Here is a 25,682-nt window from a genome sequence, read left to right as displayed (position 1 = left end):
GCTCAGCCGGTCGCCTGGCAGCTGCCGTCCGCCGCGATCGGTTCAGCACAGAACGAGCCGGTCCACACCGCCTTGGAGCCGGACTCGCCGACCCGATAGACCTGGAACACGGCCGCACCGGACAGCACCACAGCGACGATTGCGACGACCACGCCGACCCACGGTGCCGGCGGCTGCCCCGACCGCCTGGCCAGCAGTGTCGGCACGCCCCAGGCGAGCAGTGCCGCGACGAACAGGCCGAGGGCGAACCACAGCATGGTGGCGCCCAGATCTGTGTGCGCGATGATCAGCGGGCTGCTCGGCACCCGGTCCTGCAGCCATTCGCCGGCCTCCTTCGCGGCGAAGGCGGCACCGACGGCCAGCAGGGCGACCAGCGGCGTGACGACGCCCAACCGGCGGCGGGCGGCCGGCCACACCGCGGACAACACGGTCAGCAGGGCGGCCAGTGGGATGAGCGCCACAACGGCGTGCACCACCAGTACGTGCACGGGCAACCCGTTGATCTCTCCGAACATGCGGTGATCATCTCCCATCGTCCGATCCGTACCGGTCCACACCTGATGAAGACACGCGGTATGCCTGCGTTCGGTTCATCCCGGCCCGCCCGGAGGTCGATCCCCGGACCCGGGCCGGGCGGGTAACCTTCCCTGAACGCTCGCGCGTCCCGGTCCGGGCGACCCCGGATCGACCCGCACGCGCAGGGCCCACCGAAAGGGATGACGGCAGCCGTGAAGCGCATCTACTACTTCAGCGCGGGCGTTGCGCTCGGCGTCGCGGCCACCAGGCGAACCCGCAGGGCGAAGGAAGCCGCGCGGGAGGCCTTGAAGGCCAAGGTGACGCCGTCCGCGATCGCCGCGGACATCGCCGACGCGATCGCCGAACTCGGCAATGCGGTCGGCGCCTTCGCCGCCGACGTCCGCCAGGGCGCCGTCAACCGCAGGGCGAGCTACCGACCGTTGATCGACAGTTCGACCGGCGCCGTCATGCTGGTCGGCCCGGAGGCGATCGGGCCGGCCGTGCCGGCGCCGGTCGAGCCCCGGGCGCCGGGTGCACCGCCGAGCCGTCCGGCCGCCGAGCGTCGCGACGCCCCGCGGGCCGCCCGCCGTTCGGCCTGACCGACCCAGCGGTTCTTTTCTCTTTCCGTGCACCTCTCTTCCGTGAAAACCCTGTCAGCGAGGACCCATGCAGACCCACGAGATCCGCCGCCGTTTTCTCGGCTACTTCGAGAGAACCGGCCACACCGTGGTGCCGTCGGCATCCCTGATCAGTGAGGACCCGACCCTGCTGTTCACGGTGGCCGGCATGGTGCCGTTCAAGCCCTACTTCCTGGGCCAGGTGACCCCGCCATTCCCGCGGGCGACGAGCGTGCAGAAGTGCGTGCGGACGCTGGACATCGAGAACGTCGGAGTGTCCCAGCGGCACAACACCTTTTTCCAGATGGCCGGCAACTTCTCCTTCGGCGACTACTTCAAGGAAGGCGCCATCGAGCACGCCTGGGCGCTGCTCACCGGATCGCTGGACGACGGCGGCTTCGGCCTGGACCCTGACCGGCTGTGGGTCACGGTGTACGAGACCGACCACGACGCGGCCGAACTGTGGGAGAAGGTGGCCGGGGTGTCGCCGGACCGCATCCAGCGCCGCGGGATGGCCGACAACTTCTGGTCGATGGGCGTCGCCGGCCCGTGCGGACCGTGCTCGGAGATCTACTACGACCGCGGGCCGGAGTTCGGCATCGAGGGCGGGCCGATCGCCGACGAGGACCGCTACCTGGAGATCTGGAACCTGGTCTTCATGCAGGACATGCGGGGCGACTCCGCCGGGTCGGGGAAGAAGGATGATTTCCCCATCCTGGGGCCGCTGCCGCAGCAGAACATCGACACCGGCCTCGGTGTCGAGCGACTCGCGTTCCTGCTGCAGGGCGTCGACAACGTCTACGAGACAGACCTTCTGCGGCCCATCATCGGCCGGATGGAGGCGCTGTCCGGGCTGACCTACGGCGCCGAGCACAGCGCTGATGTCCGGATGCGGATCATCGCCGACCACAGCCGCTCGTCGATGATGCTGATCTCCGACGGGGTGTCACCGGGCAACGAGGGCCGCGGGTACGTCCTGCGCCGGCTGCTGCGGCGCACCGTGCGCAGCGCCCGGCTGCTCGGCGTGATGGACCCGGTGATGCCCGGGCTGACACAGACCGTCAGCGAGCTGATGAGCCCGTCCTACCCGGAGCTGGCGACCGACTTCGAGCGGATCCAGCGGGTCGCGGTGAAGGAGGAGCAGGCGTTCCTGCGCACCATCGCGTCCGGCTCAAAATTGTTCGACCTCGCGGCGCAGGAGACCAAGGAGGCCGGCAGCGCGGTCGTCCCGGGTTCCACCGCGTTCCTGTTGCACGACACCCAGGGCTTCCCGATCGACCTGACGCTGGAGATGGCCGCCGAGGCCGGGCTCAGCGTCGACACCGAGGAATTCCTCCGGTTGATGGAGGAACAGCGGCAACGGGCCCGGGCCGACGCGAAGGCGCGAAAAGGCAGGCTCGCGGACCTGAGCGTCTACCGGCCGCTGCTCGAGGCCGGCCGCACCGAGTTCACCGGGTACTCCGAACTCGAGTCCGAGGCCACCGTCAGGGGCCTGATCCGGGACGGCGAGCGGGTCGGGGTGGCCTCGGTCGGGGACGAGATCGAGCTGGTGCTCGACCGGACCCCGCTCTACGCCGAATCCGGAGGTCAGGATTCGGACGCCGGTGTCATCCTGGGCAACGGGGCCTCGGCCGAGGTGCTGGATGTGCAGAAGGTCGACAAGCGGCTGATCGTGCACCGCGTCCGGATCACCGACGGCGAGTTCACCGAGGGCGCCCAGGTGCTGGCGAAGGTGGACCCCGAGTGGCGACTGGGCGCGCGGCAGGCGCACTCCGGAACACACGTGGTGCACGCCGCGCTGCGCCAGGTGCTCGGACCCGAGGCGCTGCAGTCCGGGTCCTACAACAAACCGGGGTACCTGCGGCTCGACTTCGCCTGGAACCAGGCGCTGTCGGCGGAGACCCGCAGCGAACTGGAGGACGTCACCAACCGGGCGGTCCGACAGGACCTGCCGGTCCGGGTGCTGTACGGCTCGCAGGCCGAGGCGCAGGCGATGGGCGCGATCGCGCTGTTCGGCGAGACCTACGACGAGACAGTCCGGATCGTCGAGATCGGCGGGCCGTGGTCCGTCGAGCTCTGCGGCGGAACCCACGTCGAGCACTCCTCGCAGATCGGGCCGGTGGCGATCACCGCCGAGTCGTCCGTCGGATCGGGACTGCGCCGGGTCGAGGCGGCGGTCGGCATCGAGGCATTTCACCGGCTCGCCGCCGAGCGCACCCTGGTGTCCCAGCTGGCGAGCTCGCTGAAGGTGCAGCCGGCGGAACTGCCGGGCCGGATCGAGGCCCTGCTTGAGCGGCTGCGGGTGGCCGAGAAGGAACTGTCCGCGCTCCGCTCCGCCGCGCTGTCGGCGTCAGCCGCCACCCTGGTCGACGGCGCGTCCGACGTCGGCGGGGTCGCGCTGGTCGCGGCCACCGCGCCGCCGGGCACCGCGCCCGGTGAGATCCGCAACCTGGCCACCGACGTGAAGGGCCGGTTGGGCGGCCGCCCCGGGGTCGTCGCCCTGTTCGCACCATCCGACGGCAGCGTCGCCTTCGCGGTGGCGCTGACCGGCTCCGCAGTGTCCGCCGGCTGGGCCGCGGGTGACCTGGCCAAGGTCTTCCTGCCCGCCATCGAAGGTCGCGGCGGCGGGAAGAAGGACATGGCGCAGGGGGCGGGCAGCCGGCCGGACGGCATCCCGGCGGCCGTTGACGCCCTGCGGGCCGCGCTGGGCGCCGGACGCGGTTAGACGCAACCCCGGCGGTGCGGCTGCGTCCCCGAAGGGACGTCCAGAGGGATGATGGAGCCGCGATGACGGAACCGCGATGATTGATACCGGCAGAAACCACCACACGCCCGGCAAAGGCGTGCGTCTGGGTGTTGACGTCGGTACGGTTCGCGTGGGAGTTGCGATGAGCGATCCACACGGACTGCTGGCGACTCCGGTTGCCACCCTGGCGCGGAACGCGAAGGGCGATGCGGACCTCGCGGCACTCGCCGCATTGGTCGAGGAACACGAGGTGGTGGAAGTGGTGGTCGGTCTGCCGAAGACGCTGCGGGGAACCGACGGCCCCGCCGTCGTCGCCGCCCGCGCCTACGGCACCGCGCTGGCCGCCCGGATCGCCCCCGTCCCGGTCGTCTACGTCGACGAGCGGCTGACCACGGTGTCGGCCGACCGGCAGCTCTCCGAGGCCGGCGTCCGGGGGAAGGCCCGCCGGAAGGTGGTCGATCAGGTCGCCGCGATCCGGATCCTGCAGAACCGGCTCGACAATCTGGCCGGTGGCGGCCGGTGAGCGACCACCTGGGACTGTTCGGCCGGGGCGAGGGCGAGACCGGCGAGCTCGACGTCCAGGAGCTGCGGGCCGCACTGGCCGGGTCACCGGACGACGCCGATCCGCACCCCTCCATGCCGCTGCAGACCGTTGTGGTCGAGGACCCGGCGAAGGCTGCCCGGCGCCATCGCCGGTGGCTGGTGTTCGCGGTGGTCGTGCTGGTGTTCATCGTGGCCGGTCTGATCGCGGGCTTCGTGCTCTGGCGTTCCACGGCCGACGTGGTGCCCGACTACGCCGGACCCGGCGACACCGAGGTGGTGATCCGCGTGCAGGGCGGCGACGGCCTGGAGGACATCGCCAAGACCCTCACCGATGCCGGCGTGGTGGCCAGCGCCGAGGCCTTCCAACGGCAGGCCGCGCTGGACGCGGACGTGCAGGCACTGCGACCCGGTTACTACAAGGTGCGGAAGAACGCCTCGGCGCAGGCGACCGCAGATGCGTTGGTGGCCAAGGAGAATCGCGTCGGTCAGGTGAGGTTGATCCCCGGCCGTCAGCTGGCCGACGTCACCGCGGTGTCCACCGATCCCAAGGCTCCGGTGGCCGTCGTGCCCGGCTACATCTCGGAGATCACCCGGGCGGCCTGCGTCCCGCTGAACGGGCAGCAGGACTGTTTCACCGCCGACGAGCTGTGGAAGGTCGCCGAGACGACCGATCCGGCCACGCTGGGCGTCGTCGAGTGGGCAGCCGACGAAGTCCGTGCGGCGCCCGATCCGCGGAAGCGGCTCGAGGGCATGATCCTGCCGGGCGATTTCGACATCCCCCCGGGATCGACGCCGGAAGACGCCCTCAAGGCCGTCGTCAGCGCCTCGGCCGCGTTGTGGAACGGCACCGACATCATCGCCGATGCCGCGAACCGCGGCATCACCCCGTACCAGGCGGCGATCATCGCCTCGCTCATCGAGCGGGAGTCCATCGTGAGCGACATGCCCAAGGTGTCCCGGGTGATCTACAACCGGCTCGACGTGCCGATGAAGCTGCAGTTCGACTCGACGGTGAACTACGCGCTGGACCGTGCCTCCATCGCGACCACCGCCAAGGAACGCGCGAACCGCAGCCCATACAACACCTACGCCGTCAAGGGCCTGCCGCCGACGCCGATCTCGTCGCCGGGCCCGGATGCCATCGCGGCGGCCCTCGATCCGGCCGACGGTTCCTGGTTGTTCTTCGTGAAGGCGAACGCCAAGGGCGAATCCTGCTTCAGCGTCACCGACAAGGAGCACCGGGCCTGCGTGGACAAGGCAAGGGCGGCCGGTGTCTTCGGCTGAGCCGCGTCGCGCCGCCGTTCTCGGATCCCCGGTAGCCCATTCGCTGTCACCGGCGCTGCACCGGGCCGGTTACGCGGCGTCCGGGCTGGCCGGTTGGCGCTATGACGCCATCGACTGCGACGCCGCGGCGCTCCCCGGGCTGGTGGGTGGCGCGGGACCGGAATGGGCCGGCTTCTCCGTGACGATGCCGGGCAAGGCTGCCGCGGCGGCGGTCGCGGACGAGTGCAGTGCGCGGGTGCTCGCGCTGGGTGTGGCGAACACCCTGTACCGGCCCGGCACGCGGTGGCTCGCGGAGAACACCGACGTCGACGGCGTGCTGGGCGCGCTCCGGGCGGCCGGGGCCGGCGCACCGCGCAATGTGCTGATGCTGGGCGGCGGCGGCACGGCCGCCGCGGTGGTCGCCGCGCTCGGCGAGCTCGGCGTGGACCGGCTCGTGGCAGCCGGCCGGCGACCCCAGAGCACCTCAGGTGTGCTGGACCTCGCGCATCGGCTGACCGTGCCGGCAACGGCGATCGGCTGGGATGCGCAGGCGATCGGGCGGGCGGCGGCCGAGGCCGACCTGGTCGTCTCGACGGTCCCCGCGGGTGCGGCAGACGTGTTCGCCGACCTGCTCAGCGGGGTGCCGGTGCTGCTCGACGTCGTCTACCACCCGTGGCCCACCCCGCTGGCGGCGGCCGGGCGACCCGGCCGGATCACCGTCACCGGGTTGGACCTGTTGCTGCATCAGGCTTTTCGGCAGTTCGAGCTGATGACGGGGTTCCCCGCGCCGGTCGCCGCGATGCGGCAGGGGCTGCGGGATGCGGCGCGCACCGACCTGCCACTGCCTGTGTAAGGGGGCCTGTGTGATGGGGCCTGTGTGAAAGGCCCTGCCTGATGGGGACAAATCGGGGCGATACCGACCCGGCGTGAGACCGTCGGGTCCGTGCCCACCGGACCCGACGTCGCAGCAGTGCTGGTCGGTGTGCTCGCGGGTGGTGCGGCGGGCACCGGCATCAGGCTGCTGCTCGGCCGGCTGCGCCGCGGTGTGGTCGTCCGGCGCGGGGTCCTGGAAGCGTCCACCGCGGCGGTCACCGGTCTCGGTGTCGCCCTGTCCTGGCCCGCACCGACACTGCCGCTGGTGGTGTGGATCGGCTGGCTCGGCGTCACCCTGAGTGCCGTCGACCTGGTCCATCACCGGTTGCCGGACGCGGTGACGTTGCCCGCAGTCCCGATCACCGCCACCCTGCTGATGGTCATCGAGCTGGGGTCCCCAACCGCAGGGAGCCTGTTCGTCGCGGCCGCCGTCGCGGGCGTGCTCACCCTTGTGTTCTGGCTGTCCGCCGTCGCGGCGCCGCGGGCGATCGGCCTGGGTGACGTCAAGCTGATGGCATCGCTCGGCCTGGCCACCGGATACGTGTCGGTGGCGTCGGCGCTGCTCGCGGTGACCCTCGCCTTCGTGCTGGGCGCGGCCGTCGCGGCCGCCGGGCTGATCTCCCGGCGGCTGACCATGACGTCCGCGATCCCGTTCGGCCCGTGCCTGCTGGCCGGTGCATGGCTGGTGACCGCGGTGCCCGCGGTCGTCAGCGCTGTGCTGTAGGAGTCGGTACGGGGTCAGATCCTGGGGCGCATGGTGGCCACCAGTGGGCAGGTGAACGGGTCCCCGCCACGCAGCCCGACCATGTTCAGGTACCGCACGACGATGGCGTAGGACTTCCGCAGCGTGGTCTCGGTGTAGGTCACCGAATTGTCGATGCAGAACGGCTTGATGATGGCCTGCGCGCGACGAAGGTTCGGTCGCGGCATGCTCGGGAACAGGTGGTGCTCGATCTGGTAGTTCAGTCCACCCATCGCGAAGGTGGTGAACCGGTTGCTGACGATGTTGCGGCTCATCAGCACCTGGCGACGGAGGAAGTCCACCTTGGCGTCGGCGGGCAGGATCGGCATGCCCTTGTGATTGGGAGCGAAGGTGCAGCCGAGGTAGACCCCGACGACGGCGAGCTGCAGGCCGAGGAATGCGGCCGCCTTGCCCAGGTCCAGTACGAGGAAGACCAGTGACAGGTAGGCGGCCCAGCGGATCAGCAGGATCGTCATCTCGACCGGCTGCCGCTTGCCCGATCGCCGGGTGAAGCTGGTGATGATCGACTGGGCGTGCAGGTTGACGCCTTCCAGGGTCAGCAGCGGGAAGAACCACCAGCCCTGCCGCTGGCGCAGGAAGGTCAGGATCCTGGACTTGCTCTGCTTGTTCTCGGCCGGATAGAAGTGCAGCACCGACGGGAAGATGTCCGGGTCCTTGCCGATCTGGTTCGGGGCGTTGTGGTGCTTGTTGTGCTTGCCGTTCCACCAGGTCAGGCTCATGCCGCTGAAGAGCGTGCCCAGCACCAGGCCGGCCCGCTGGTTCGCCTTGTTCGACTGGAAGATCTGCCGGTGCGCGGCGTCGTGGCCGAGGAACCCGAAGTGCGCGACGACGAGCCCGAGCGCCGCGGCGAGCAGCAGCTGCAGCCAGGTGTTGCCGAGCATGATCATTCCGACCACGATGCCAGCGGTCGCCAGGATCATCAGCGTCGACTTGACGGCGTAGTAGCCGTACCGGCGCTTCATCAGGCCGGCCGTCTGCACCTTGTCGAGCAGGACCGAGTACTCGGTGGGCGGTCTGGGGGCGCGGGGTTTGCGGGTTCTGGTGCTGGAGATCGCGGTGCTCATGGTCGCCTCACGTGCGTGTGGGTGGGGATACCGGGCATCGGGAAGACATCTGAGAAGCCGGGTATGGGTTGGCAGATTTGATCGCGACCGGTATCGCCGGTTTTCCGCGACTATTTCACCGGGGAGTGTTGGCGGCTCCCCGCAGCCTCATGGCCAGGTGGCGCCCGCACCGTTCTCCTGGCGGCTGCTGTCTTCAGCGCGCGCAGGTGTCGGGGTGGAGCTGGAGTGATCAGACGAGAGGGCGATCAGCGCAGATCCGGGGGAGCGGTGCGATCGCGGACGGCGACCGTCGGCCGTCTGTCGACCCGGATGGTGGTGCGCTTGTCGCATTCGTACCGCCGATTCATTGAAAGTGCCAGGGATGACTGCATTTTCGGAATCGGCGAATACCCGAACCATCCTCACCTTACCCCGCGGGCCTGTGACCCAATCGTCGCGCGGCGAATTCAGCCCTGCACGTGTCGAAACCCGCCGTTCTCTTCGCGTAGCGAAGCCGGGCCCTTCGGCCCTGTCCGTCCGGCGGCGCGGGCGTCATCGTCAGCAGAGGACTGACAAGCGCATCAGCAGTGAACCGGAGAGGAACACCACCGTGACGACTTCTTTGCCACTCGATCATTCAGGCCTTGCCGTATTGCCGCGGGAGGAATGCCTGCGCAGGCTGGCCGCGGCCAGGGTGGGCAGGGTTGCCTTCGTGTCGCAGGGGGATCCGGTAATCCTGCCGGTCAACCACGGCATGGACGGCGAGTCGGTCATCTTCCGGACCGCGACCGGGTCGAAGCTGCTGGCGGCCGACCGGGAACTCCCGGTCGCCTTCGAGGTCGACGGCTACGACGTCGACCGGCGGGCCGGCTGGAGTGTGATGGTGCGCGGGGTGGCGGTGACGGTCGAGGACCCCGCGGAGGTCGAACGGCTGAACCTGCTCGGCGTGTGGCCCTGGGCCGACCTGATCGAGCGGACCTTCTGGATCCGGATCAGGACGTACTCGGTGACCGGCCGGCAGACGGTGCACCAGGCTCGCTGAGCGCACGGTCGATCGGGTGCGCGGCGATCACCTGCGCGCACCCCTCGGCATCCAGGTCGAACACCGTGCTGGCTCCGTCAACGGGGATCACCGAGACCACCGCGGTGTCCGGGTACACCTCGACGAGGTCGAACGAACCGCTCGCAAAGGTCCGCTCGTGGCCGGCCGCCGCCAGCGGGTCCGTGCGGATGGCGGTGGACCCGGCGACCGCAACCGGCACCGCACCCAGCATCGCCGACCGGGCGATGTGGTGGTGTCCGGCCAGGATGAGCCGCACGTCGGTCCCGGCGATCGCCTCGGCGAGGGCCTGCCGGGACGCGGCCTCGAGTGCAAAGTAGCTCAGCAACGGCGACGGCGGCGGCACCGGCGCATGGTGCAGCACCAGCAGCGTGCCGGCCTCTGCCGGCCGCCGGAGTTCCTGCGTCAGGGCATCGATGTGGTCCGGTTCCAGTCGACCGTGGCCGGCGCCGGGCACGGTGGAGTCGAGCACGACGATGCGCAGCCCCCGGACATCATGGACCTGCAGGACGGGACCGCTGTCGTTGCGCCGCAGCAACTGTCGGTGGAACTCGACCCTGACGTCGTGGTTGCCGGTGGCGAACACGGGGAGCGGCGGCGCGGCCGCCGGGCCGATGGACCCGATGGCCGCGGACAGTCGTTGGTACGCGTCCGGGTCACCGGTGTCGGCGAGGTCGCCGGACAGCACGACGGCATCGAACCGGCGGCCGCTGTCGATCGCCTCCCGCAGCACCGCCACAGCGCGATGCAGCGCGGCGTCGGCATCGAGGACCCCGTTGTAGCGGACGCCGCGCGAGGTCAGATGGGTGTCCGACAGGTGCGCGATGGTGTGCGTCGGAGTGTCCGGCGGGAGGCCGTCGGGGGTCAGCCAGTCGGCGTGCCGGGCGTCCGGCCGGTCAGGGACGTTCACGGTCCACCTCCGCTGCCTGCTGTGCGCACCATTGACGTGCCGGCTCCACCAGTCCGGCGAGCTCGGCGGACCGCCAGGTCGGCGTGCCGAGGTTCCGGGCGAACCGGTCGACCATCCCGGTGGCGGCGCCCGCAGCCTGCGCTGCGGCCAGTTCGCCCACCCAGCGGGTGCCGATCATCAGCAGGCGCTCCGGGGCGGTTGTCGCTCCGATCCGCTCCAGCACCACGGGCAGCACCGAGGTCACCGGACCCTCGGTGACCATGTCGACGCGGTCGGTCAGCTCGCAGGCATCGAGCACCGCGGCGGCGGCCGGATCCGGAGCGGTGGTCAGGACGACGACCAGCGCGCCGCGCAGCGACGCCAGCAGGTTCTCGAGCCCGTCCGATGGCTCGAGCAGCCACCCGGTCGCCGCCAGATCGTGCCGGGAGGCGAGCCGCGCCGCCTCGATCCGCGCCTGCGGAAGACCCGCGGCAGCGGCCAGCACGGCCACCGCCTGGTCGCCGTCCTCGGCGTCGCGCGGCCCCGCCGCCCCGGGGGCGCGTTCCAGGAAGCCGCGCATCCCGGCGATCACGGCGCGCGCCTGGTCGGCCGGCAGCGCCCCGGCGGCGTGCCTGGCGAACGACTGCACGGCCACGTCGCCGGCATGGATCACCCCGTCGAGCCGGAGCACGACGGCGAGCTGGTTCGGCACCGGCCGAGCGTATCGACCCGCTGGCCGCCGCGGCCCGGGCCGGGGTTACCGTCGTCCGGTGCGAGCCGTCGAATACACCCGTCACGGTGATCCCGATGTCCTGACCCTGGCGGATCGGCCGATTCCACAACCCGGCCCCGGCGAGGTTCGCGTGCGGGTGCACCGCTCCGGCGTCAACCCGACCGACTGGAAGTCCCGGCGCGGGTCCGGCTCGGCGGCCGCTGTCGACCCGCCGCAGGTGCCCGGCCAGGACGGTGCCGGGATCGTCGACGCGGTCGGTTCCGGTGTTGACGAGGCCATGCTCGGCCGGCGGGTCTGGATCTGGGAGGCGGCGTTCCAGCGGCCGCAGGGCACCACCCAGGAGCAGGCCGTGGTTCCGGTGCGGCAGGTCGTCCCGCTGCCGGACGCTGCGAGCTTCGACCTCGGCGCCGCCCTGGGCATCCCCTTCCTGACGGCGCACCGGTGCCTGACGGTCACCGAGGACGGTCCGCTGCAGCTCGGCCCCGGCACGTTGCAGGACCGCGTGGTGCTGGTCGCCGGCGGAGCCGGTGCGGTCGGCAATGCGGCGATCCAGCTGGCCCGCTGGAGTGACGCGACCGTGATCGCCACGGTCAGCAGTGCGGCAAAGGCACAGGCCGCGGTCGCCGCCGGTGCCGACCATGTCGTCGACTACCGCCGGCAGGATGTCGTCGAGGAGGTCCGCAAGCTCGCGCCGCACGGCGTCAACACCGTCGTCGAGGTCTCCGCGGCCAACGCCGCGATCGACGCTGCGGTGATCGCCCTGCACGGGTCGGTGGCCGTGTACGCCGACGACGGCGGTGCGGAGCTCACGCTCCCGGTGCGCGCGCTGATGGCACCCAACGCCCGATGGCAGTTCGTGTTCGTCTACACCGCGCCGGCCGACGTCAAGGCCCGCGCGGTGGATGCGGTATCCGCCGCGGTCGCCGCCAGCGCTGTCCGGGTCGGCGCCGAGGCCGGGATGCCGCTGCACCACTTCCCGCTGGACAGGGCGGCCGAGGCGCACGCCGCGGTGGAGGGATCGATCGTCGGCAAGGTGCTGATCGACGTCGTTCCCGACTGACGCGGTGCGCAGCCGACGGCCGGTGGCGGCCGCCCGCCGATGGGTGGCGACGGTCGCCGGGGCCGGCGGGCTGCTGATGATGGCGTCCTCCCTGCTGCCGTGGATCGGCACCGGAACCGAGGACGGCGGCACCACCACGATCAGTGGCTGGGGGTCGATCAGCGGAGACAGCGAGATCGCCGGGACGAACCTGAACGACGTCCTGGACGGCGCGGCCACCTACCGCCCGGGGCTGCCCGGCCTGCTCTTCGGTGCGCTGGCCGTCATCGCGGCCATCGCCGTCGCCGCGGTCGGCGGCGGTCGGCGGCCGCATCGGGTCACCGCCGCCCTGCTGGTGTTGTGTGGGCTGATGGGTACCGGGTGGGGCCTGTACCGGGCGATCAACCCGGGTGACGCCGGCGTCTTCGAGGCCGGCGACGTGTCGGTGGGCGCAGGGCCGTGGCTGACGGCGCTGGGCGGCCTGCTCGCGATCGGTGCGGCTGCGGTGGTCCTCGCGGGCCGGATCGACCCGCCGGACCCGGCGACCCGGCGCGGAATTCAGCCGCGCTGAGCCCGAGGGTCCAGGTTCAGCCCGGCGTCAGCTCGCCGCCGGTCAGCCGATCAGCGATCTCGTCGAGGATGGCGTCGTCACCGGCGTAGATGCCCTCCGGTCGCGGCCAGTGCACGATCACGTCGGTGAAGCCCAGCGCCGCGGCCCGGCCGGCCGCGTCGGTGAAGGCATCCATGCTGCTGACCGACAGGATCGGTGCGGAATCCAGGTTGAGGTACCTGTCGATCGTCGCGGCGTCGCGGCCGGCGCCGGTCGCAGCGCTCTCGAACCGACGCACCAGCTCCTCGACCGCCGCCCACCACAGGTCGGCGGTGCTGTCGGTGGCCTCCGGACCCGTGGTCGCCCAGGCGTCCCCGCGGCCGGCCGCGATCTGGATGGTGCGGCGGCCGTTGGCGGCGACGATGAGCGGGATCCGGGACCTGCTCCCCGCGGGGATCATCCTCGCCCGGTCCGCGGTGAAATAGTCGCCGTGCCATGACGTCTCGGGTTGGGTGAGCAGCAGGTCGAGCAGCGTGACGAACTCGGTCAGGCGGTCGACGCGCTGCGCGGGCGTCAGCGTCGACTGGCCGAGAACGGTGGCGTCCCAGCCGATGCCGCCGGCGCCGATGCCTGCCAGCAGGCGACCCGCCGAGATGTCGTCGATGGTCATCAAGTCCTTCGCCAGCGTGACCGGATGGCGGAAGTTCGGCGAGGACACCCAGGTGCCCAGCCGGAGGGTGTCGGTGACGGCCGCCGCGGCGGTCAGGGTCGGGACCGTACCGAACCACGGCTGCTCGGCCAGGTCCCGCCAGGCCAGATGGTCGTACGTCCACCCGTGGGTGAAGCCCCTGTCCTCCAAGGACTTCCACCGCGCCCGGGCCTCGGGCCAGTGGTACTGGGGCAGCACGACGACACCGACACGCATCGCCGAAGGCTAGCTGATCGGGTCGGTCCGCACCGACGACATCGCCGCCGCGGCCTCCATCAGCATCCAGCCCGAGAGCTGCACCGACAGGTCGCGCTCCGGTGGCCACCCGGGCGCCGGGAGAACCGCGGGACGGCCCCATTCCGGCCCGAAGACCGGACCGACCGGCCCGGTGTCGGGCCCGACCGCGGCGGCGTTGCGCCAGGCGGATTCCGCCGACGCGAGGACCAGGTCCCGGGACTCCCGCCGCGCCCGTTCCGCCGCGTCATCGGTGCCGGGCAGCCGGTCCGCCACCAGCGCCAGGTAGCGGACGAGGATGCCGCCGAACAGTCCGGAATCACCGCCGGCGTGCCCGTGCAGCACCCCGTCGGTGGACAGCCGCGCGTGGACCGCGTCGACCAGTCGGCAGACCCGCGCGACGAACCGCTGGCTGTCGCCGGCACTGCGCACGGCGAGTTCGGTGTCGGCGCCCAGCACCACGCCCTGGCAGTAGCTGTAGACGGTCCGCTCGAACAGGGTGCCGCCCGCGGGGTCGGGCCGCAGGCCGTCCCAGATCAGGCCGGTCGCCGGGTCGCGGAGCCGGGCGTCGATCCAGTCGGCGGTGTCGATCGCACGCCGGGAATCCCCGGTCCGCGCGGCCAGGATCGCTGCCGGCCCGTTGGCCGGGACGTTCTTGAACACGTCGCCGAGCCGCCACGGCACGCCGCCGCCCTCGGCGTCCGACCATCCGGCGTGGATCGTCGCGGCGAGCCGCCGTACGGCCCAGCGGTTGTCGGTGCCGAGGTGCAGATCCGACCGTTGCAGCGCGAGCGCCAGCCACGCCATGTCGTCGTAGTAGGAGTTCGTCCACCGGCCGGCGTTGGCGAGCCGGATACCCCGGGCGATGCGGGTCGCGAGCGGCCTGCGGTCGATGCCCGGGTCGCGGACCGCGGCGTCGACGACACAGTCGAGCAGGTGCGCCTGCCACCAGTAGTTCCAGCCGAGGAACAGCCGGTGCCCCCACCCGGCCGGCCAGGAGATGACGCCGAGCCTGGTGCCCGGCAGACACCACAGCCGGCGGACCGACCGGGTCAGCACCGCGTGCTCGGCGGCGGCGGCCCGCTCGTTCCACTCGGCCCGCGGGGTCGCGGAGCTCACTCGTCGTACAGCTGGGAGCGGTCGAACCGTTCGCGGGACCGCCGGCCGCCAGCCGCTTCTTCGGCCGTTTCACCGGCCCCTTCATCGACCCGGTCGTCCGGTGGTCGCGGTGCGGCGACCTCCCGGTACGCGAAGACGCCGATGCCGATCAGTGCGATGACGCCGAACGCCTCCCACTGCAGGGCGTACGACAGGAACGGCCCGGCGTCGGTCTGCGGCAGGTCGATGGGGGTGAGCACACCGGGACTTCCGCCGGTCAGCTGGATATAGCCCTGCAGGAACTCGGTGTCCGGCACCGGCCCTCCGGTGGCCGGGCTGGTCACCGCGCCGACGTTGATGGCGTACGCCTCGATCCGGTCGTCGACGGCCAGCGGCTGCCGGTTGAGCGGGTCGACCTGCTCGGCCTGCACCCGGCCGCTGATCGTCACCCGGCCGGGCGGTGGGTCGGCGATCGGCACGCCGTTGCGGACGTCGGTGAACGACACATAGCCGCGGTCGACCAGCAGCCACTGCCCGCTGTCCAGCCGGAACGGGGTGACCACCTCGGAGACCGGGTTGCCGTTCGAGTCCTGCCGGAGCCGGACCTGCACCTGCCGCTCTGCGTCGAACGTGCCGGTGGCCGTCACCACCCGCCAGAGCGCGCTCTGCGGCGGTTGCCCGGCCGGGTTCATCAGGTCCGCGACCGGGACGGGCTGCGCCGCCAGGGCCGCCTCGATGGCCGCGTTCTGGGCGGAGCGTTCGGAATGCCGGGCGAACTGCCAGGGCGCCAGCAGCAGGAAACAGGTCACGGCGAACGCGATGGCGGCCAGGATGGCGGCGATCCAGCCGGGGCTCAGCAGGAACGCGAACCGGCCGCGGGTGGGCGCGGCGGCGTCCGGCCGGGCGGGTGTGGTCGTCACCGGCGATCGTCCAGCGGGGGATCATCCAGCCGGCGGCGGATCTCCGCGACGATCCCCGGGGCGGCGGCCGCCGTCATCGCGAGCACCTCGTCGAAGCCGGAATCCGGACCGTAGTACGGGTCGGGCACCTCGTCGTCGTCGGCATCCGGGTCGAAAGAGCGCAGCAGCACGACCTTGTCGGGTTCGTCGGTCATCGAACGCAGGTCGGCCAGGTGTCCCCGGTCGGCAGCCAGCACGAGGTCGATGCCGGCGAGATCGGTTCTGCTGATCATCCGGGCGACGTGCCGGTGCTCCGGGTACCCGGCCGCCGTCAGGACGCGGACCGCGCGGGTGTTGGCGCCCTGGCCGACGTGCCAGTCGCCCGTGCCCGCACTGCTGACCAGGACCCGATCGCCCAGCCCGGCGTCGGCGAGCGCGGCGCGCAGCACCTGCTCGCCGATCGGGGAACGGCAGATGTTGCCCGAGCAGACCACGCAGACATGGAAACGGGCACTGGCCTCGGACGGGCGTCGGTCGGACCTCACCCGCCCATTGTCCACCGGGCTGACAGACTGGGACGCCGCGTGACCGGTGAGCGCCGCCGGCGTCCGGAAGGGGCACCCGTGATCCGACTGCAGGACGTGCTCGACGTGCTGGAGACCGCCTACCCGCCCGACCTCGCCGAGGACTGGGACACCGGGATCGGGCTGACCTGCGGCGACCCGTCGGCCGCGGTGGACACCGTGCTGGTCGCCGTCGATGCCGACGCCGTGACGGTGGACGAGGCGATCAGCGCCGGCGCGCAGCTGCTGCTCACCCACCACCCCCTGCTGTTCCGGCCGGTGCAGACGGTTGCGGCGCCCACGGCAAAGGGGACGTTGATCCACCGGATGATCCGCGCCGGCGTCGCCCACTACGCCGCGCACACCAACGCCGACGCCGCGACGGGCGGTGTCAACGACGCGCTGGCCGATGCTCTCGGGCTGGCGGACCTTCGGCCGCTGGTGCCGCACACGCCCGGGGCCGTCACCGGCAGCGGCCGGGTCGGCCGGCTGCCGCAGACCGTCGCGCTGAGCTCATTTCTCGATCTGGTCGCCGGCGCCGTTCCCGCGACGGTCGGCGGCATCCGAGCGGCCGGTGACCCGGACCGGCAGGTGTCCACGGTCGCGCTCTGCGGCGGCGCCGGCGACGGATTCCTCGACGACGCCCGGTCCGCGGGTGCGGACGTCTACCTGACCAGCGACCTGCGGCACCACGTCGTCGCCGAGTTCGTCGGGTCTCCCGGCGCCCCCGCCGTGGTCGAGGTCGCGCACTGGGCGGGGGAGTGGCCGTGGGTTCCGGCCGCGGCCGCGCTGCTCGGCGACCGGTTGCCGGCGATCAGCACGGTCGTCTCGCACACCCGGACCGACCCCTGGACGCTGCACGCCGGTTCGCCGGGCCCTGCCACCGGCTGACAGGATGGTCCCGTGCCCCCGAAAGCTGATCCCTTCGTCCAGCGACGGCTGCTGGACGTCGCGCGCCTCGACCAGGTCAGGTCGGCAGCCGAGCACCGCCGCCGGACGCTGCCCGAACTCGCGCAGATCGCCGCGGGCAGCGCGCGGGTCGACGAGTTGCGCAATGCGGGCCTGCTCGCGCAGGCGGAGATCAGCGACCTCGACCGGGCGGCCAGGAAGTTGGACAACGAGATCGACGCGGTCCGGGCGAGGGCGAAACGCGACGCGGACCGGTTGGCGTCGGGCACCGCGCCTGCCAAGGACCTGGAGAACATCCAGCACGAGGTCGTGTCGCTGGCCCGCCGGCAGTCGACGCTCGAGGACGAGGCGCTGGAGCTGATGGAGCGCCGGGAGGTGGCGGACGCGGTGCTGGCGACCGCGGAGTCGGACCTCGCGGCCGCCCGTGCGGAACTCGAAGCCGCGGAGCGGCGGCGCGACGATGCGTTCGCCGACATCGATGACGAACTGCGGCGCGCCGTGACCGAACGGGCCGCCCTGGTCGACGGGATGCCCGCCGAGCTGATCGGCCTGTACGAACAGATCAGGGCCCGCGGCCGGGTGGCGGCCGCCGCGCTGAACGGCTCGCGCTGTGAGGCCTGCCGGATGGATCTCGACCGGAGCGCGCTCGGTGCGATCTGGGCGGCGGGCGTCGAGGACGTCGTCCGCTGTTCGGAATGTGGCGCGATCCTCATCCGTTCGTGATGGCGCCCCGTGAGGTCATCGTGCAGGCGGACGGTGGGTCGCGGGGCAACCCCGGGCCCGCCGGCTACGGCGCCGTCGTGCTGTCCCTCGACGGCGCGGTGCTGGCCGAACGTGCTGCCGCACTGGGTATCTCGACCAACAACGTCGCGGAGTACTCCGGCCTGATCGCCGGGCTCGAAGCCGCACAGGAACTCGGCGCGTCGCGCGTGACGGCCCGGCTGGATTCCAAGCTCGTGGTCGAGCAGATGTCCGGGCGGTGGAAGGTCAAGCACCCGGACATGAAGCCGCTGGCCAACCGTGCGGCGGCGCTGGTGGCCGGGTTCGACAGGGTGGATTTCGAGTGGGTGCCGCGGGCGCAGAACGCACACGCCGACCGGCTCGCCAACGAGGCGATGGACGCCGCCCGGGACGGAACCAGCTGGACCGGTCCGTCCGCCGAGCCCCCGGGCGAGGATCCGGCCGCGGCCGCGCCGGCAGCGGTGTTACCGCGGTCCGGCACGGCGGGGCCGACCCGGATCGTCGTGGTGCGCCACGGCCAGACCACCTGGGGAGCGGAGTTGCGCTTCGCCGGCCGGCGGGACGTGCCGCTGACCGAACGGGGCCGACGGCAGGCAACGGCTGTCGCTAAACGGGTCAGCGCCTTGTCCCCGGCCGTGGTGCTGAGTTCGCCGCTGCTGCGCTGTGCCGACACGGCCGCGTCGATCGCCGGCGAGGTCGGCGCTCCGGTCGTCACTGAGGAGCGGCTGATCGACGGCCTGCTCGGGGACTGGACCGGGTTCAGGGCCGACCAGATCGCGGCGCAGTGGCCGGCGGAATTCGCCGCCTGGCGGTCGGATCCCGATGCGGCGCCGCCCGGCGGTGAGTCCTTCACCGAGATCCGGGAACGGGTCGAACCCGTCGTGCAGGACGCGACGACGAGGTACCCGGGCGCTGCGGTGGTGCTGGTCACCCATGCGGCCCCGGCCAAGATGATCCTGGCGGCCGCGCTCGGGGTGGACTCCACCGTCGCCTACCGGGTGCGGATCGACACGGCATCGCTGTCCGGGTTCACCGTCGAGGACGGCGGCGCGGTGATGGTCTGGGCCATCAACGACACCGGCCACCTGGTCGGCTGAGTTCCCGTTTGCCGGTCCGCCCCGACCGGGATTGACTGGTCGGGTGGCGCTCTGGTCGACCCCCAGGAGATTCGCCGACCGCGTACAGGCTGGTCGCCACCTGGCGTCCCTGCTGACCGGCTACGCCGGCCGCGACGACGTGGTGGTGCTGGGCCTGCCGCGCGGTGGCGTGCCGGTGGCGGCCGAGGTGGCGCGCGCGCTCGATGCGCCGCTGGACGTGCTGGTGGTGCGCAAACTCGGCGCCCCGGGACGGCCGGAACTCGCCATCGGCGCCATCGCCGACGTCGGCACGGCTGTCGAAATGGTCACCAACCCGCAGATCCTCGAACGGCTCGGGGTGAGCCCCGCCGAGTTCGACGAGGTCTACCGACGGGAACTGACCGAACTGCGCCGGCGGACCGCGGGCTACCGGGGGAGCCGGCCGCCGGTGGCCGTCGACGGCAAGGTGGTCATCGTCGTCGACGACGGGCTGGCCACCGGCGCGACCATGCGGGCAGCCGTCGCCGCGATCCGCCGGCACCGGCCGGCGAAACTGGTGGTGGCGGTGCCGGTCGGTCCGCAGCAGCAGGACGGTGCCTGGGGCGAGGACGTCGAGGTGGTCTGCGCGCTGACCCCGGCACTGTTCTCCGCGGTCCACCAGGGCTACGACGACTTCGGCCAGACCACCGACGAGCAGGTGCTGGCGGCCCTGGCCGGAGCACCGACCCGGTCGAACCCGCCGTCAACCGACGGCCAGGGCGGCCCAGAGCGCGGTCGTGCCGAGTAGCAGGCAGGCCGGGACGGTGAGCAGCCCGAGCACGGTGAACCGCCGCAACGAGGGCCGGTGCCCCTTGCTGTGCAACACGCGGCGCCAGAGCAGCGTGGCAAGCGATCCCGTGTAGGTCAGGTTCGGTCCGACGTTCACCCCGATCAGCACGGCCAGCACGGCGCCCGCGGTCGGCATCGACCCGAGTGCGGCCAGCAGGACCAGGGTGGCCGGCAGGTTGTTGATCAGGTTCGCCAGCATGGCGCCGATGACGGCGAGTGCGATCAGCGACGGCAGCGACGTACCGGTGGGCAGGACGGCGGCCAGCGCCGCCTGCAGGCCGTGCCCGGTCGCGGCGTCCACCACGACGGCGAGCGCGGCCACGAAGATCAGGAACAACGGGTTGGTCTGGGTGGCGATGCTCCGCACCGTCACCTGCCGCAGCCGCAAAGCCCGCACCGACAGCGCGACCGCACCGACGGCCGCGACCACCCATGACTCGAGGTTCAGCGCGGGAGCCACTGCAAGGCCGACGAGGATGAGGCCGAGGACGACCAGCGAGGTCCACGGGACCGGGAGCGACGCAACGGATGTCGCCCGCGGCTCCGGTGTCTCGGCCAACTCGGAGCGGAAGAACCACCGGAAGGTGACGTACTCGACGGCGATGCAGATCAGCCACGGCCCCGCCATCAGGCCGGCGAACCCGAGGAAGGTCAACCCGGAGGCGTTGAACGCCAACAGGTTCGTCAGGTTGGAGACCGGCAGCAGCAGCGAGGCGCTGTTCGACAGGTGGGCGGTCGCATAGACCGGCGGGGCGCCGCGCACGCCCAGCCGCCGCACGGTGGTCAGGATGACCGGGGTCAGCAACACCACGGTGGCGTCCAGGCTGAGCACGGCCGTGGTGACCGCGGCGGCGCCGAACACCAGGGTCAGCAGCCGTTGCGGTGCACCACGACTGCGGTCCGCGAGCACCGTCCCCAACCAGCGGAACACCCCGTCCGCCTCCACCAGGTGGGCGATCACCAGGATCGCCGCCAGGAAGCCGATGGTCGGCGCGAGGGCGAGAACCCCGTCGAGCGCGGCCTGCGGGCTGATCAGCCCGATGACCAGGGCGATGACGGCGGCGGGTACCGCCGCCACCGCCTCCGGCAGGCCGCGCGGGCGCGCGATGGCGAACGCGAGAACGGCCAGCAGCAGGACACCACCGGCGAAAGTCGCCACCGCCGGCGTCATCGCTGTCGGGCCCCGTTCGTCACGCAGCGACGGTACGGGAGCGACCCGGCCGGTCGTAGGATGACCTGCGGATGAGTCGGCCGGGCGGCCGCGTCGGTCCCGATCGCGAGAGCGGGACCGTCGAGGAAAGTCCGGGCTCCACAGGGCAGGGTGGTTGTCAACGGCAACCCGGCGTGAGCCGCGGGAAAGTGCCACAGAGAACAGACCGCCGGCCACCTTCGGGTGTGCCGGTCAGGGTGAAACGGTGGTGTAAGAGACCACCAGCGCCCCGGGTGACCGGGACGGCTCGGCAAACCCCACCCGGAGCAAGGTCGAAAAGCCGTCAACCCCAAAGGGTTGCGGTGCGCAGGCGTTCGAGGGCGGCCCGCCCGAGCCTGCGGGTGGACCGCATGAGCGTGCCGGCGACGGTACGCCGAGATGGATGGTCGCCGAACGGGATCGCCGCAAGGCGCCCGGGAACAGAACCCGGCTTACAGGCCGGCTCATCCACATTCCTCCGCAACATCCCTCTGGGACATCCCGGCGTGCCGCACCGCTGCCGCTGCGCCGATGGGGAGGGGCAGCCCCTTACCATCGCGTGCATGCCAGAACCGGGCGAAGTGAAGGCTGCACGCAACCGTGCAGGAATGACCCAGCAACAGCTCGCCGACCTGCTCGGGGTGCACGTCAAGACGCTGCGGGACTACGAGAAGGGAAAGCGGGCGCGGCTGCGGGCCGGCCAGGCGAAGCTGTCGGACTTCATCGCCGCGCACCCGGAGCCGGTCAAGGTCGTTCCGCAGCCGCTGATCGAGCAGCGCGCACTCGCCGAGGCGACCGACATGGAACTGATCGCGGCCCTGACGGCGCGGCTGGCCGAACTGCGCAGGGCGCTGGACACCGCGCAGGTGCTGCCCATCCCGGACCCGCCCGCCCCGGTGGCCACCGGGGAGAACCCCGGGCCGATGTCCCAGCCGGAGCCCGAGCCGTCGGCCACCTCCGAGGGGGGACCGGACGTTGCCGAACAGAAGGACGACGCAACCTGAGGCCTGGCATGGCGTGCGAATCGTGACCGAGTGACAGAGACTGCAACTCACCGCCACTTACTGAAGGAGTGCGCATGCTGGTCGTCACTACCAACGAGATCGCGGGCTGGCAGATTCAGCGGGTCTGCGGAGAGGTCTTCGGCCTGACGGTGCGGTCGAGAAACGCCTTTGCCCAGATGGGCGCAGGTTTCAAATCGATGTTCGGCGGGGAGCTGCAGGGCATGACCAAGCAGCTCACCGAGAGCCGCAACGAGGCGATGACCCGGCTCTTCGACTCCGCCAAGGGCAGGGGCGCGAACGCCATCATCTGCATGCGGTTCGACACCTCCGACATCGGCGACACCTGGACCGAGATCTGCGCCTACGGGACGGCGGTGATCGCGGTGCCGATCGACGACGGCGCACGTCAGACCGCTGCCGAGCTGGGCTACGGACAACCCGCCCCCGGCCGTTAGCCGGTCCGCACAACTGGACTAACGGCCGGTTTGCGTGGATTGTTGACGGCGGGTCCTTTGCACCTTTCTCTACCACCAACCATGGTCGCTCGTGGACCTACGATGGGCGGCGGATCCGGCGTGTACGGATCCCATCGACGCGACCGGGATGGGTGGTGGCCGCCATGAGCGAGGATGCCGATTCGCTGTTCGACGGTCCCGGGGACGTTCGCCGGCTGTGCCGATCGATGGACTGGGCGGGCACGCCGCTGGGACCCACCCGAGCCTGGTCCACGCTGCTCCGCGGCACGGTTCAGATGGCGATGCGCTCGTCGTTCCCGATCGTCGTCAACTGGGGTCCGGAACTCGCAGCCATCTACAACGACGCATTCGCAGCGCTGATCGGTGGCAAGCACCCGGCGGCGCTGGGCGTCGGGACCCAGACGACCTGGCCCGAGCGCTGGGAGGCGATCCGCCCGCGGATCGAGAAGGTCGTCGTCGACGGCCTGACGGTCGACGCGGAGGACCAGCAGACGATCCTGCACCGCAACGGCTACCCGGAGGAGTGCTACTTCACGTTCTCGCAGAGCCCGATCATCGAGAGTGACGGTCGCATCGTCGGCATGCTGACGATCGCCAAGGAGGTCACCGGCAAGATCCTGAACGAGCGCCGAATGCGCATGGTGCGTGAACTGGGCGCGTTGTCGGCGACCGCAACGGGCAGTGCAGCGGAGACATGTGTCGCAGCGCTCGAGGTGGTTGCGCGGACCAGAGAGAGCGTGCCGTTCGCGGTCGCCTTCCTGAAGCCGAAGGACGGCGGACCACCGGAGCGGGTGGCCGCTTACGGGCTCGCCGCCGATGCCTGCGTCTCCGGGCTGACCGATGTCGCCGGCGACCCGGCCGGGATCCTCGACCGGGTGATCGCGTCCGGGTCCGTGGAGGAGGTGAACGGTCTCCGGGGGATGTTCCCCGGCGCGTTCGAGGCCGGGCCGCTCGGCCCGCTGCACCCGGATTCCGCCGTGGTGCAGCCGTTGACCGTCAGCGGTCGCACGGAGCCGGTCGGAGCCCTGATCCTGGGAGTGAACCCCTACCGCCCGCTGGACGACGAGTACCGGTCGTTCTTCACCGTGGTGGGGCGGCAGATCCGCGTGGCGCTGACCGACGCGGTCGCCTACGAGGCGGAACGGGCACGGGTCCAGGCCCTGGCCGATCTGGACAGGGCGAAGATGGAGTTCTTCCAGAACGTCAGCCATGAACTGCGCACCCCGCTCACGCTGCTGCTCGCTCCGTTGCAGGACCTCCTGGACTCCGACGCCCGCTCCGGCGTGGAACGCGAAGACCTGCAGGCGGCGCTCCGAGCTGCCGAGCGGCTTCGCCGGATGGTGGACGCACTGCTCGATTTCTCCGGCGCCGACGCCGCAGCAGTGGATCCCGATCCGGTCCCGATCGACCTCGCCGGGCTGACGGCGGACGTGGCCAGCATGTTCCGTTCGACGGCGCAGCACGCCGGCCTGACCTTCTCGGTCGACGTCCCCGACGCCCCGGTCACCGCGCTGCTCGACCGTGCCATGTGGTCGACGGTGGTCACCAACCTGCTGTCCAATGCGGTGAAGTACACCCACAGCGGCGAGGTGACCCTCACCCTGCGGTCGTCCGGCACGGACGCGGAACTGACGGTGTCCGACACCGGTCCGGGCATCGCGCCGGATCAGCAGAGCAAGGTGTTCGACCGCTTCTATCGCGGCAGCGGCGCGCGTGCGGAGCAGGGCAGCGGGATCGGTTTGGCGATCGTCGCCGACCTGGTGCGGGTGAACGGCGGCCACATCGATCTCTCCAGTACCCCTGGCAGCGGAACCACCATCACGGTCACCCTGCCGTTGAACGCTGTGCCGGTGACCCGCAACGCCGACGGACTGCCGCGGCAGCAGATCGCCCTCGACGGGCAACGGCCCAGGGTGCTGGTGGTCGAGGACGACGCCGACCTGCGCGGGTACCTGACCCGGCTGCTGGCCGCCGACGGCTGGGCGGTGGACGCCGTCGCGAGCGCCGAGGACGGGCTGCTGGCAGCGACCGAATCGACGGCGAGGCCGGTCGACGTGGTCGTCACCGACATCATGCTGCCGGGTCGCAGCGGGCTCGACCTCGTCGGTGACCTGCGGGCGGCCGAGCCGACATCGCGCGTGCCGATCATCATCCTGACGGCGCGCGGCGGTGCTGACGCCGCCGGTAGCGGGCTGGCCGCCGGGGCGGACGACTACATCACCAAGCCGTTCTCCTCGCGAGAGCTCCTGGCCAGGGTGCGGTCGAACCACGAGCTGCATGAGCTGCGGGAGAAGGCCGTTGGTGACGCGGAACAGCGCGCCGAGCAGATCCGCAGCGCACTGGAGAGCAACCGTTCGATCGGCACCGCCGTCGGGATCGTCATGGCCTCCTATCAGCTCACCGCGAAGCAGGGATTCCAATTGCTGGTGCGGGCCAGCCAGCACGCCAACAGCAAACTGCGGGACGTGGCGGCAACGGTGGTGCAGACCGGTTCGCTGCCGTTCCGGCAGACGATGATCGACGAGCTGCTGATCAAGACGGCCGAGGAAGCACACTGAGCGAAGATGGGCCGGCCGAGCGTGTCGTATCGCTCAGGGACGACCGGCGGGTGCTGGTGCGACCCCTTCGGCACGGCGACGGTCCGGCACTGGCCGACGCGTTTCTGCGACTGTCCGAGGAGTCGGTCCGGGCCCGTTTCGGGTCGCCGACGCGGATCCTGAACGCCGCGGCCCTCCGCCAGTTGGTCGACACGGTCGACGGGGTCGACCACGTTGCGTTCGCCGCGTTCGACTCCCCGGTGCCCGGGGGCCACGGTGATCTCGTCGGTATCGGCCGGATCCTGCGCTACCCGCACGACCCCGAGAGCCTGGATGTCGCCATCACCGTCGCCGACGACTACCAGGGCAGCGGGCTCGGCAGGGTGCTGGCGGACATGCTGGCGAAGTACCGGCCGCGGCCGGCGAGGCGCATCGTCACCCAGATCTCGGCGGGCAACGAGCGGGCGATGACCCTTCTGGGCACCTTCGGCCCGACGCCGCGCCGGTCTGCGGACGGTGAGGTGGTCATCGACTTCCCGGAATGACGCCGCGGCCGTCAGCCGCCCTTGTTGCCGTTGCCGTTGCCGTTCCCGCCGTTGTTGCCGTTGCCGTTCCCGCCGCTGTTTCCGTTGCCTCCGCCGTTGCCGTTTCCGTTGCCCCCGCCGTTCCCGTTCCCGTTGTTGCCGTTTCCGTTTCCTGGATTGACATCACCCGCGGGGGCGGCGGTCTGCTGCGGCACCGGTGTCGGTTCCGGCGTCGGTTCCGGTGTGCTCACGGCCGCGGC

General features: G+C 71.4%; 26 protein-coding genes, 1 other RNA gene and 1 pseudogene. 18 read left to right on the top strand and 10 right to left on the bottom strand.

Features of this window, described 5'->3' with window-relative positions; genetic code table 11:
* Window positions 1-2: 2 nt before the first annotated feature.
* Window positions 3-515 carry a DUF2231 domain-containing protein gene (locus tag ACVBEQ_RS22460; protein ID WP_447155627.1) on the bottom strand — a complete coding sequence of 171 codons (513 nt, stop codon included), beginning with the start codon at window positions 513-515 and terminating at the stop codon, window positions 3-5.
* 201 nt (window positions 516-716) lie between these two features.
* On the opposite strand from ACVBEQ_RS22460, the gene ACVBEQ_RS22455 reads away from it, so the two are divergent.
* The 6 genes from ACVBEQ_RS22455 (at window position 717) to ACVBEQ_RS22430 (ending at window position 7,282) form a co-directional block, all read left to right on the top strand.
* Window positions 717-1,115, top strand: coding sequence for a hypothetical protein (locus ACVBEQ_RS22455; RefSeq protein WP_447155626.1), 399 nt, complete (start codon window positions 717-719; stop codon window positions 1,113-1,115).
* Between the two features lie 67 nt (window positions 1,116-1,182).
* The gene (gene alaS, locus ACVBEQ_RS22450; RefSeq protein WP_447155625.1) at window positions 1,183-3,858 is read left to right on the top strand and encodes an alanine--tRNA ligase; all 2,676 of its coding nucleotides are present in this window, start codon (window positions 1,183-1,185) and stop codon (window positions 3,856-3,858) included.
* A 76-nt stretch (window positions 3,859-3,934) separates the two neighbouring features.
* Complete coding sequence (gene ruvX / locus ACVBEQ_RS22445) at window positions 3,935-4,402, top strand: Holliday junction resolvase RuvX (protein WP_447155624.1); 468 nt, start codon at window positions 3,935-3,937, stop codon at window positions 4,400-4,402.
* Window positions 4,399-5,706: an endolytic transglycosylase MltG gene (gene mltG, locus ACVBEQ_RS22440; protein WP_447155623.1), complete on the top strand. Its 1,308-nt coding sequence runs from the start codon at window positions 4,399-4,401 to the stop codon at window positions 5,704-5,706. Before ruvX ends, mltG begins: the two co-directional genes overlap by 4 nt.
* The gene (locus ACVBEQ_RS22435; protein ID WP_447155622.1) at window positions 5,693-6,538 is read left to right on the top strand and encodes a shikimate dehydrogenase; all 846 of its coding nucleotides are present in this window, start codon (window positions 5,693-5,695) and stop codon (window positions 6,536-6,538) included. The genes mltG and ACVBEQ_RS22435 overlap by 14 nt, the downstream gene beginning before the upstream one ends.
* Before the next feature lie 90 nt (window positions 6,539-6,628).
* Entirely contained in the window at window positions 6,629-7,282 is a 654-nt protein-coding gene (locus tag ACVBEQ_RS22430; RefSeq protein WP_447155621.1) for a prepilin peptidase, read from the top strand.
* A 14-nt stretch (window positions 7,283-7,296) separates the two neighbouring features.
* On the opposite strand, the gene ACVBEQ_RS22425 is transcribed toward ACVBEQ_RS22430, so the two are convergent.
* A complete protein-coding gene (locus ACVBEQ_RS22425) occupies window positions 7,297-8,385 on the bottom strand; it encodes a fatty acid desaturase family protein (protein ID WP_447155620.1) in 1,089 nt (362 codons plus the stop codon).
* 589 nt (window positions 8,386-8,974) lie between these two features.
* Between ACVBEQ_RS22425 and ACVBEQ_RS22420 the strand changes: the two genes are divergently transcribed.
* A complete protein-coding gene (locus ACVBEQ_RS22420; RefSeq protein ID WP_447155619.1) occupies window positions 8,975-9,406 on the top strand; it encodes a pyridoxamine 5'-phosphate oxidase family protein in 432 nt (143 codons plus the stop codon).
* Here ACVBEQ_RS22420 and ACVBEQ_RS22415 read toward each other — a convergent pair.
* Together ACVBEQ_RS22415 and ACVBEQ_RS22410 are read right to left on the bottom strand one after the other, a co-directional pair.
* Complete coding sequence (locus tag ACVBEQ_RS22415) at window positions 9,357-10,334, bottom strand: metallophosphoesterase family protein (protein WP_447155618.1); 978 nt, start codon at window positions 10,332-10,334, stop codon at window positions 9,357-9,359. The genes ACVBEQ_RS22420 and ACVBEQ_RS22415 overlap by 50 nt on opposite strands.
* Window positions 10,321-11,025, bottom strand: coding sequence for a hypothetical protein (locus ACVBEQ_RS22410; protein WP_447155617.1), 705 nt, complete (start codon window positions 11,023-11,025; stop codon window positions 10,321-10,323). Before ACVBEQ_RS22410 ends, ACVBEQ_RS22415 begins: the two co-directional genes overlap by 14 nt.
* 58 nt (window positions 11,026-11,083) lie before the next feature.
* Here ACVBEQ_RS22410 and ACVBEQ_RS22405 point away from each other — a divergent pair, with 58 nt between their 5' ends.
* The gene (locus ACVBEQ_RS22405; RefSeq protein ID WP_447155616.1) at window positions 11,084-12,106 is read left to right on the top strand and encodes an NADPH:quinone reductase; all 1,023 of its coding nucleotides are present in this window, start codon (window positions 11,084-11,086) and stop codon (window positions 12,104-12,106) included.
* A gap of 4 nt (window positions 12,107-12,110) precedes the next feature.
* Window positions 12,111-12,656, top strand: a complete 546-nt coding sequence (locus ACVBEQ_RS22400; protein ID WP_447155615.1) for a hypothetical protein — start codon at window positions 12,111-12,113, stop codon at window positions 12,654-12,656.
* Between the two features lie 16 nt (window positions 12,657-12,672).
* On the opposite strand, the gene ACVBEQ_RS22395 is transcribed toward ACVBEQ_RS22400, so the two are convergent.
* From ACVBEQ_RS22395 to ACVBEQ_RS22380, 4 genes are read right to left on the bottom strand one after another with little or no spacing between them, the layout of a single operon-like run.
* A complete protein-coding gene (locus tag ACVBEQ_RS22395) occupies window positions 12,673-13,560 on the bottom strand; it encodes an LLM class flavin-dependent oxidoreductase (protein WP_447155614.1) in 888 nt (295 codons plus the stop codon).
* Window positions 13,561-13,569: 9 nt separating this feature from the next.
* On the bottom strand, window positions 13,570-14,697 hold the full coding sequence (locus tag ACVBEQ_RS22390; protein ID WP_447155613.1) for a glycoside hydrolase family 76 protein: 1,128 nt from the start codon (window positions 14,695-14,697) through the stop codon (window positions 13,570-13,572).
* Window positions 14,694-15,596, bottom strand: a complete 903-nt coding sequence (locus ACVBEQ_RS22385; RefSeq protein WP_447155612.1) for an SURF1 family cytochrome oxidase biogenesis protein — start codon at window positions 15,594-15,596, stop codon at window positions 14,694-14,696. The genes ACVBEQ_RS22390 and ACVBEQ_RS22385 overlap by 4 nt, the downstream gene beginning before the upstream one ends.
* Window positions 15,593-16,120 carry a low molecular weight protein-tyrosine-phosphatase gene (locus ACVBEQ_RS22380; RefSeq protein ID WP_447155611.1) on the bottom strand — a complete coding sequence of 176 codons (528 nt, stop codon included), beginning with the start codon at window positions 16,118-16,120 and terminating at the stop codon, window positions 15,593-15,595. The genes ACVBEQ_RS22385 and ACVBEQ_RS22380 overlap by 4 nt, the downstream gene beginning before the upstream one ends.
* A gap of 78 nt (window positions 16,121-16,198) precedes the next feature.
* On the opposite strand from ACVBEQ_RS22380, the gene ACVBEQ_RS22375 reads away from it, so the two are divergent.
* Genes ACVBEQ_RS22375 through ACVBEQ_RS22360 form a run of 4 tightly spaced genes read left to right on the top strand, consistent with a single transcriptional unit; the run spans window position 16,199 to window position 19,651 of the window.
* Window positions 16,199-17,029, top strand: a complete 831-nt coding sequence (locus ACVBEQ_RS22375) for a Nif3-like dinuclear metal center hexameric protein (RefSeq protein WP_447155610.1) — start codon at window positions 16,199-16,201, stop codon at window positions 17,027-17,029.
* A gap of 12 nt (window positions 17,030-17,041) precedes the next feature.
* Window positions 17,042-17,770: a zinc ribbon domain-containing protein gene (locus tag ACVBEQ_RS22370; protein ID WP_447155609.1), complete on the top strand. Its 729-nt coding sequence runs from the start codon at window positions 17,042-17,044 to the stop codon at window positions 17,768-17,770.
* Window positions 17,770-18,885 (top strand): bifunctional RNase H/acid phosphatase, encoded by a 1,116-nt coding sequence (locus tag ACVBEQ_RS22365; RefSeq protein WP_447155661.1) that lies wholly within the window; start codon window positions 17,770-17,772, stop codon window positions 18,883-18,885. Before ACVBEQ_RS22370 ends, ACVBEQ_RS22365 begins: the two co-directional genes overlap by 1 nt.
* A gap of 43 nt (window positions 18,886-18,928) precedes the next feature.
* Window positions 18,929-19,651, top strand: a complete 723-nt coding sequence (locus ACVBEQ_RS22360; protein WP_447155608.1) for a phosphoribosyltransferase — start codon at window positions 18,929-18,931, stop codon at window positions 19,649-19,651.
* Here ACVBEQ_RS22360 and ACVBEQ_RS22355 read toward each other — a convergent pair.
* Complete coding sequence (locus ACVBEQ_RS22355) at window positions 19,607-20,863, bottom strand: SLC13 family permease (RefSeq protein ID WP_447155607.1); 1,257 nt, start codon at window positions 20,861-20,863, stop codon at window positions 19,607-19,609. The genes ACVBEQ_RS22360 and ACVBEQ_RS22355 overlap by 45 nt on opposite strands.
* Before the next feature lie 72 nt (window positions 20,864-20,935).
* On the opposite strand from ACVBEQ_RS22355, the gene rnpB reads away from it, so the two are divergent.
* The 5 genes from rnpB to ACVBEQ_RS22330 all read left to right on the top strand — a co-directional run bounded on the left by rnpB (window position 20,936) and on the right by ACVBEQ_RS22330 (window position 25,443).
* An RNA gene (rnpB, locus tag ACVBEQ_RS22350) (RNase P RNA component class A) lies at window positions 20,936-21,352 on the top strand.
* 92 nt (window positions 21,353-21,444) lie between these two features.
* Window positions 21,445-21,885, top strand: coding sequence for a helix-turn-helix domain-containing protein (locus ACVBEQ_RS22345; RefSeq protein WP_447155606.1), 441 nt, complete (start codon window positions 21,445-21,447; stop codon window positions 21,883-21,885).
* Between the two features lie 74 nt (window positions 21,886-21,959).
* Window positions 21,960-22,340 carry a YbjQ family protein gene (locus ACVBEQ_RS22340; RefSeq protein ID WP_447155605.1) on the top strand — a complete coding sequence of 127 codons (381 nt, stop codon included), beginning with the start codon at window positions 21,960-21,962 and terminating at the stop codon, window positions 22,338-22,340.
* A 164-nt stretch (window positions 22,341-22,504) separates the two neighbouring features.
* Window positions 22,505-24,919, top strand: a complete 2,415-nt coding sequence (locus tag ACVBEQ_RS22335; protein WP_447155604.1) for an ATP-binding protein — start codon at window positions 22,505-22,507, stop codon at window positions 24,917-24,919.
* Between the two features lie 50 nt (window positions 24,920-24,969).
* The gene (locus ACVBEQ_RS22330) at window positions 24,970-25,443 is read left to right on the top strand and encodes a GNAT family N-acetyltransferase (protein ID WP_447155603.1); all 474 of its coding nucleotides are present in this window, start codon (window positions 24,970-24,972) and stop codon (window positions 25,441-25,443) included.
* Between the two features lie 11 nt (window positions 25,444-25,454).
* Here the strand turns inward: ACVBEQ_RS22330 and ACVBEQ_RS22325 are convergent.
* Window positions 25,455-25,682 (bottom strand): annotated as a pseudogene (locus ACVBEQ_RS22325) (hypothetical protein); the annotation flags it as partial.

The organism is Nakamurella sp. GG22 (assembly GCF_052976845.2).
The sequence above is the reverse complement of the archived record's forward strand: the minus strand, read 5'-3'. Positions and strand labels throughout refer to the sequence as shown.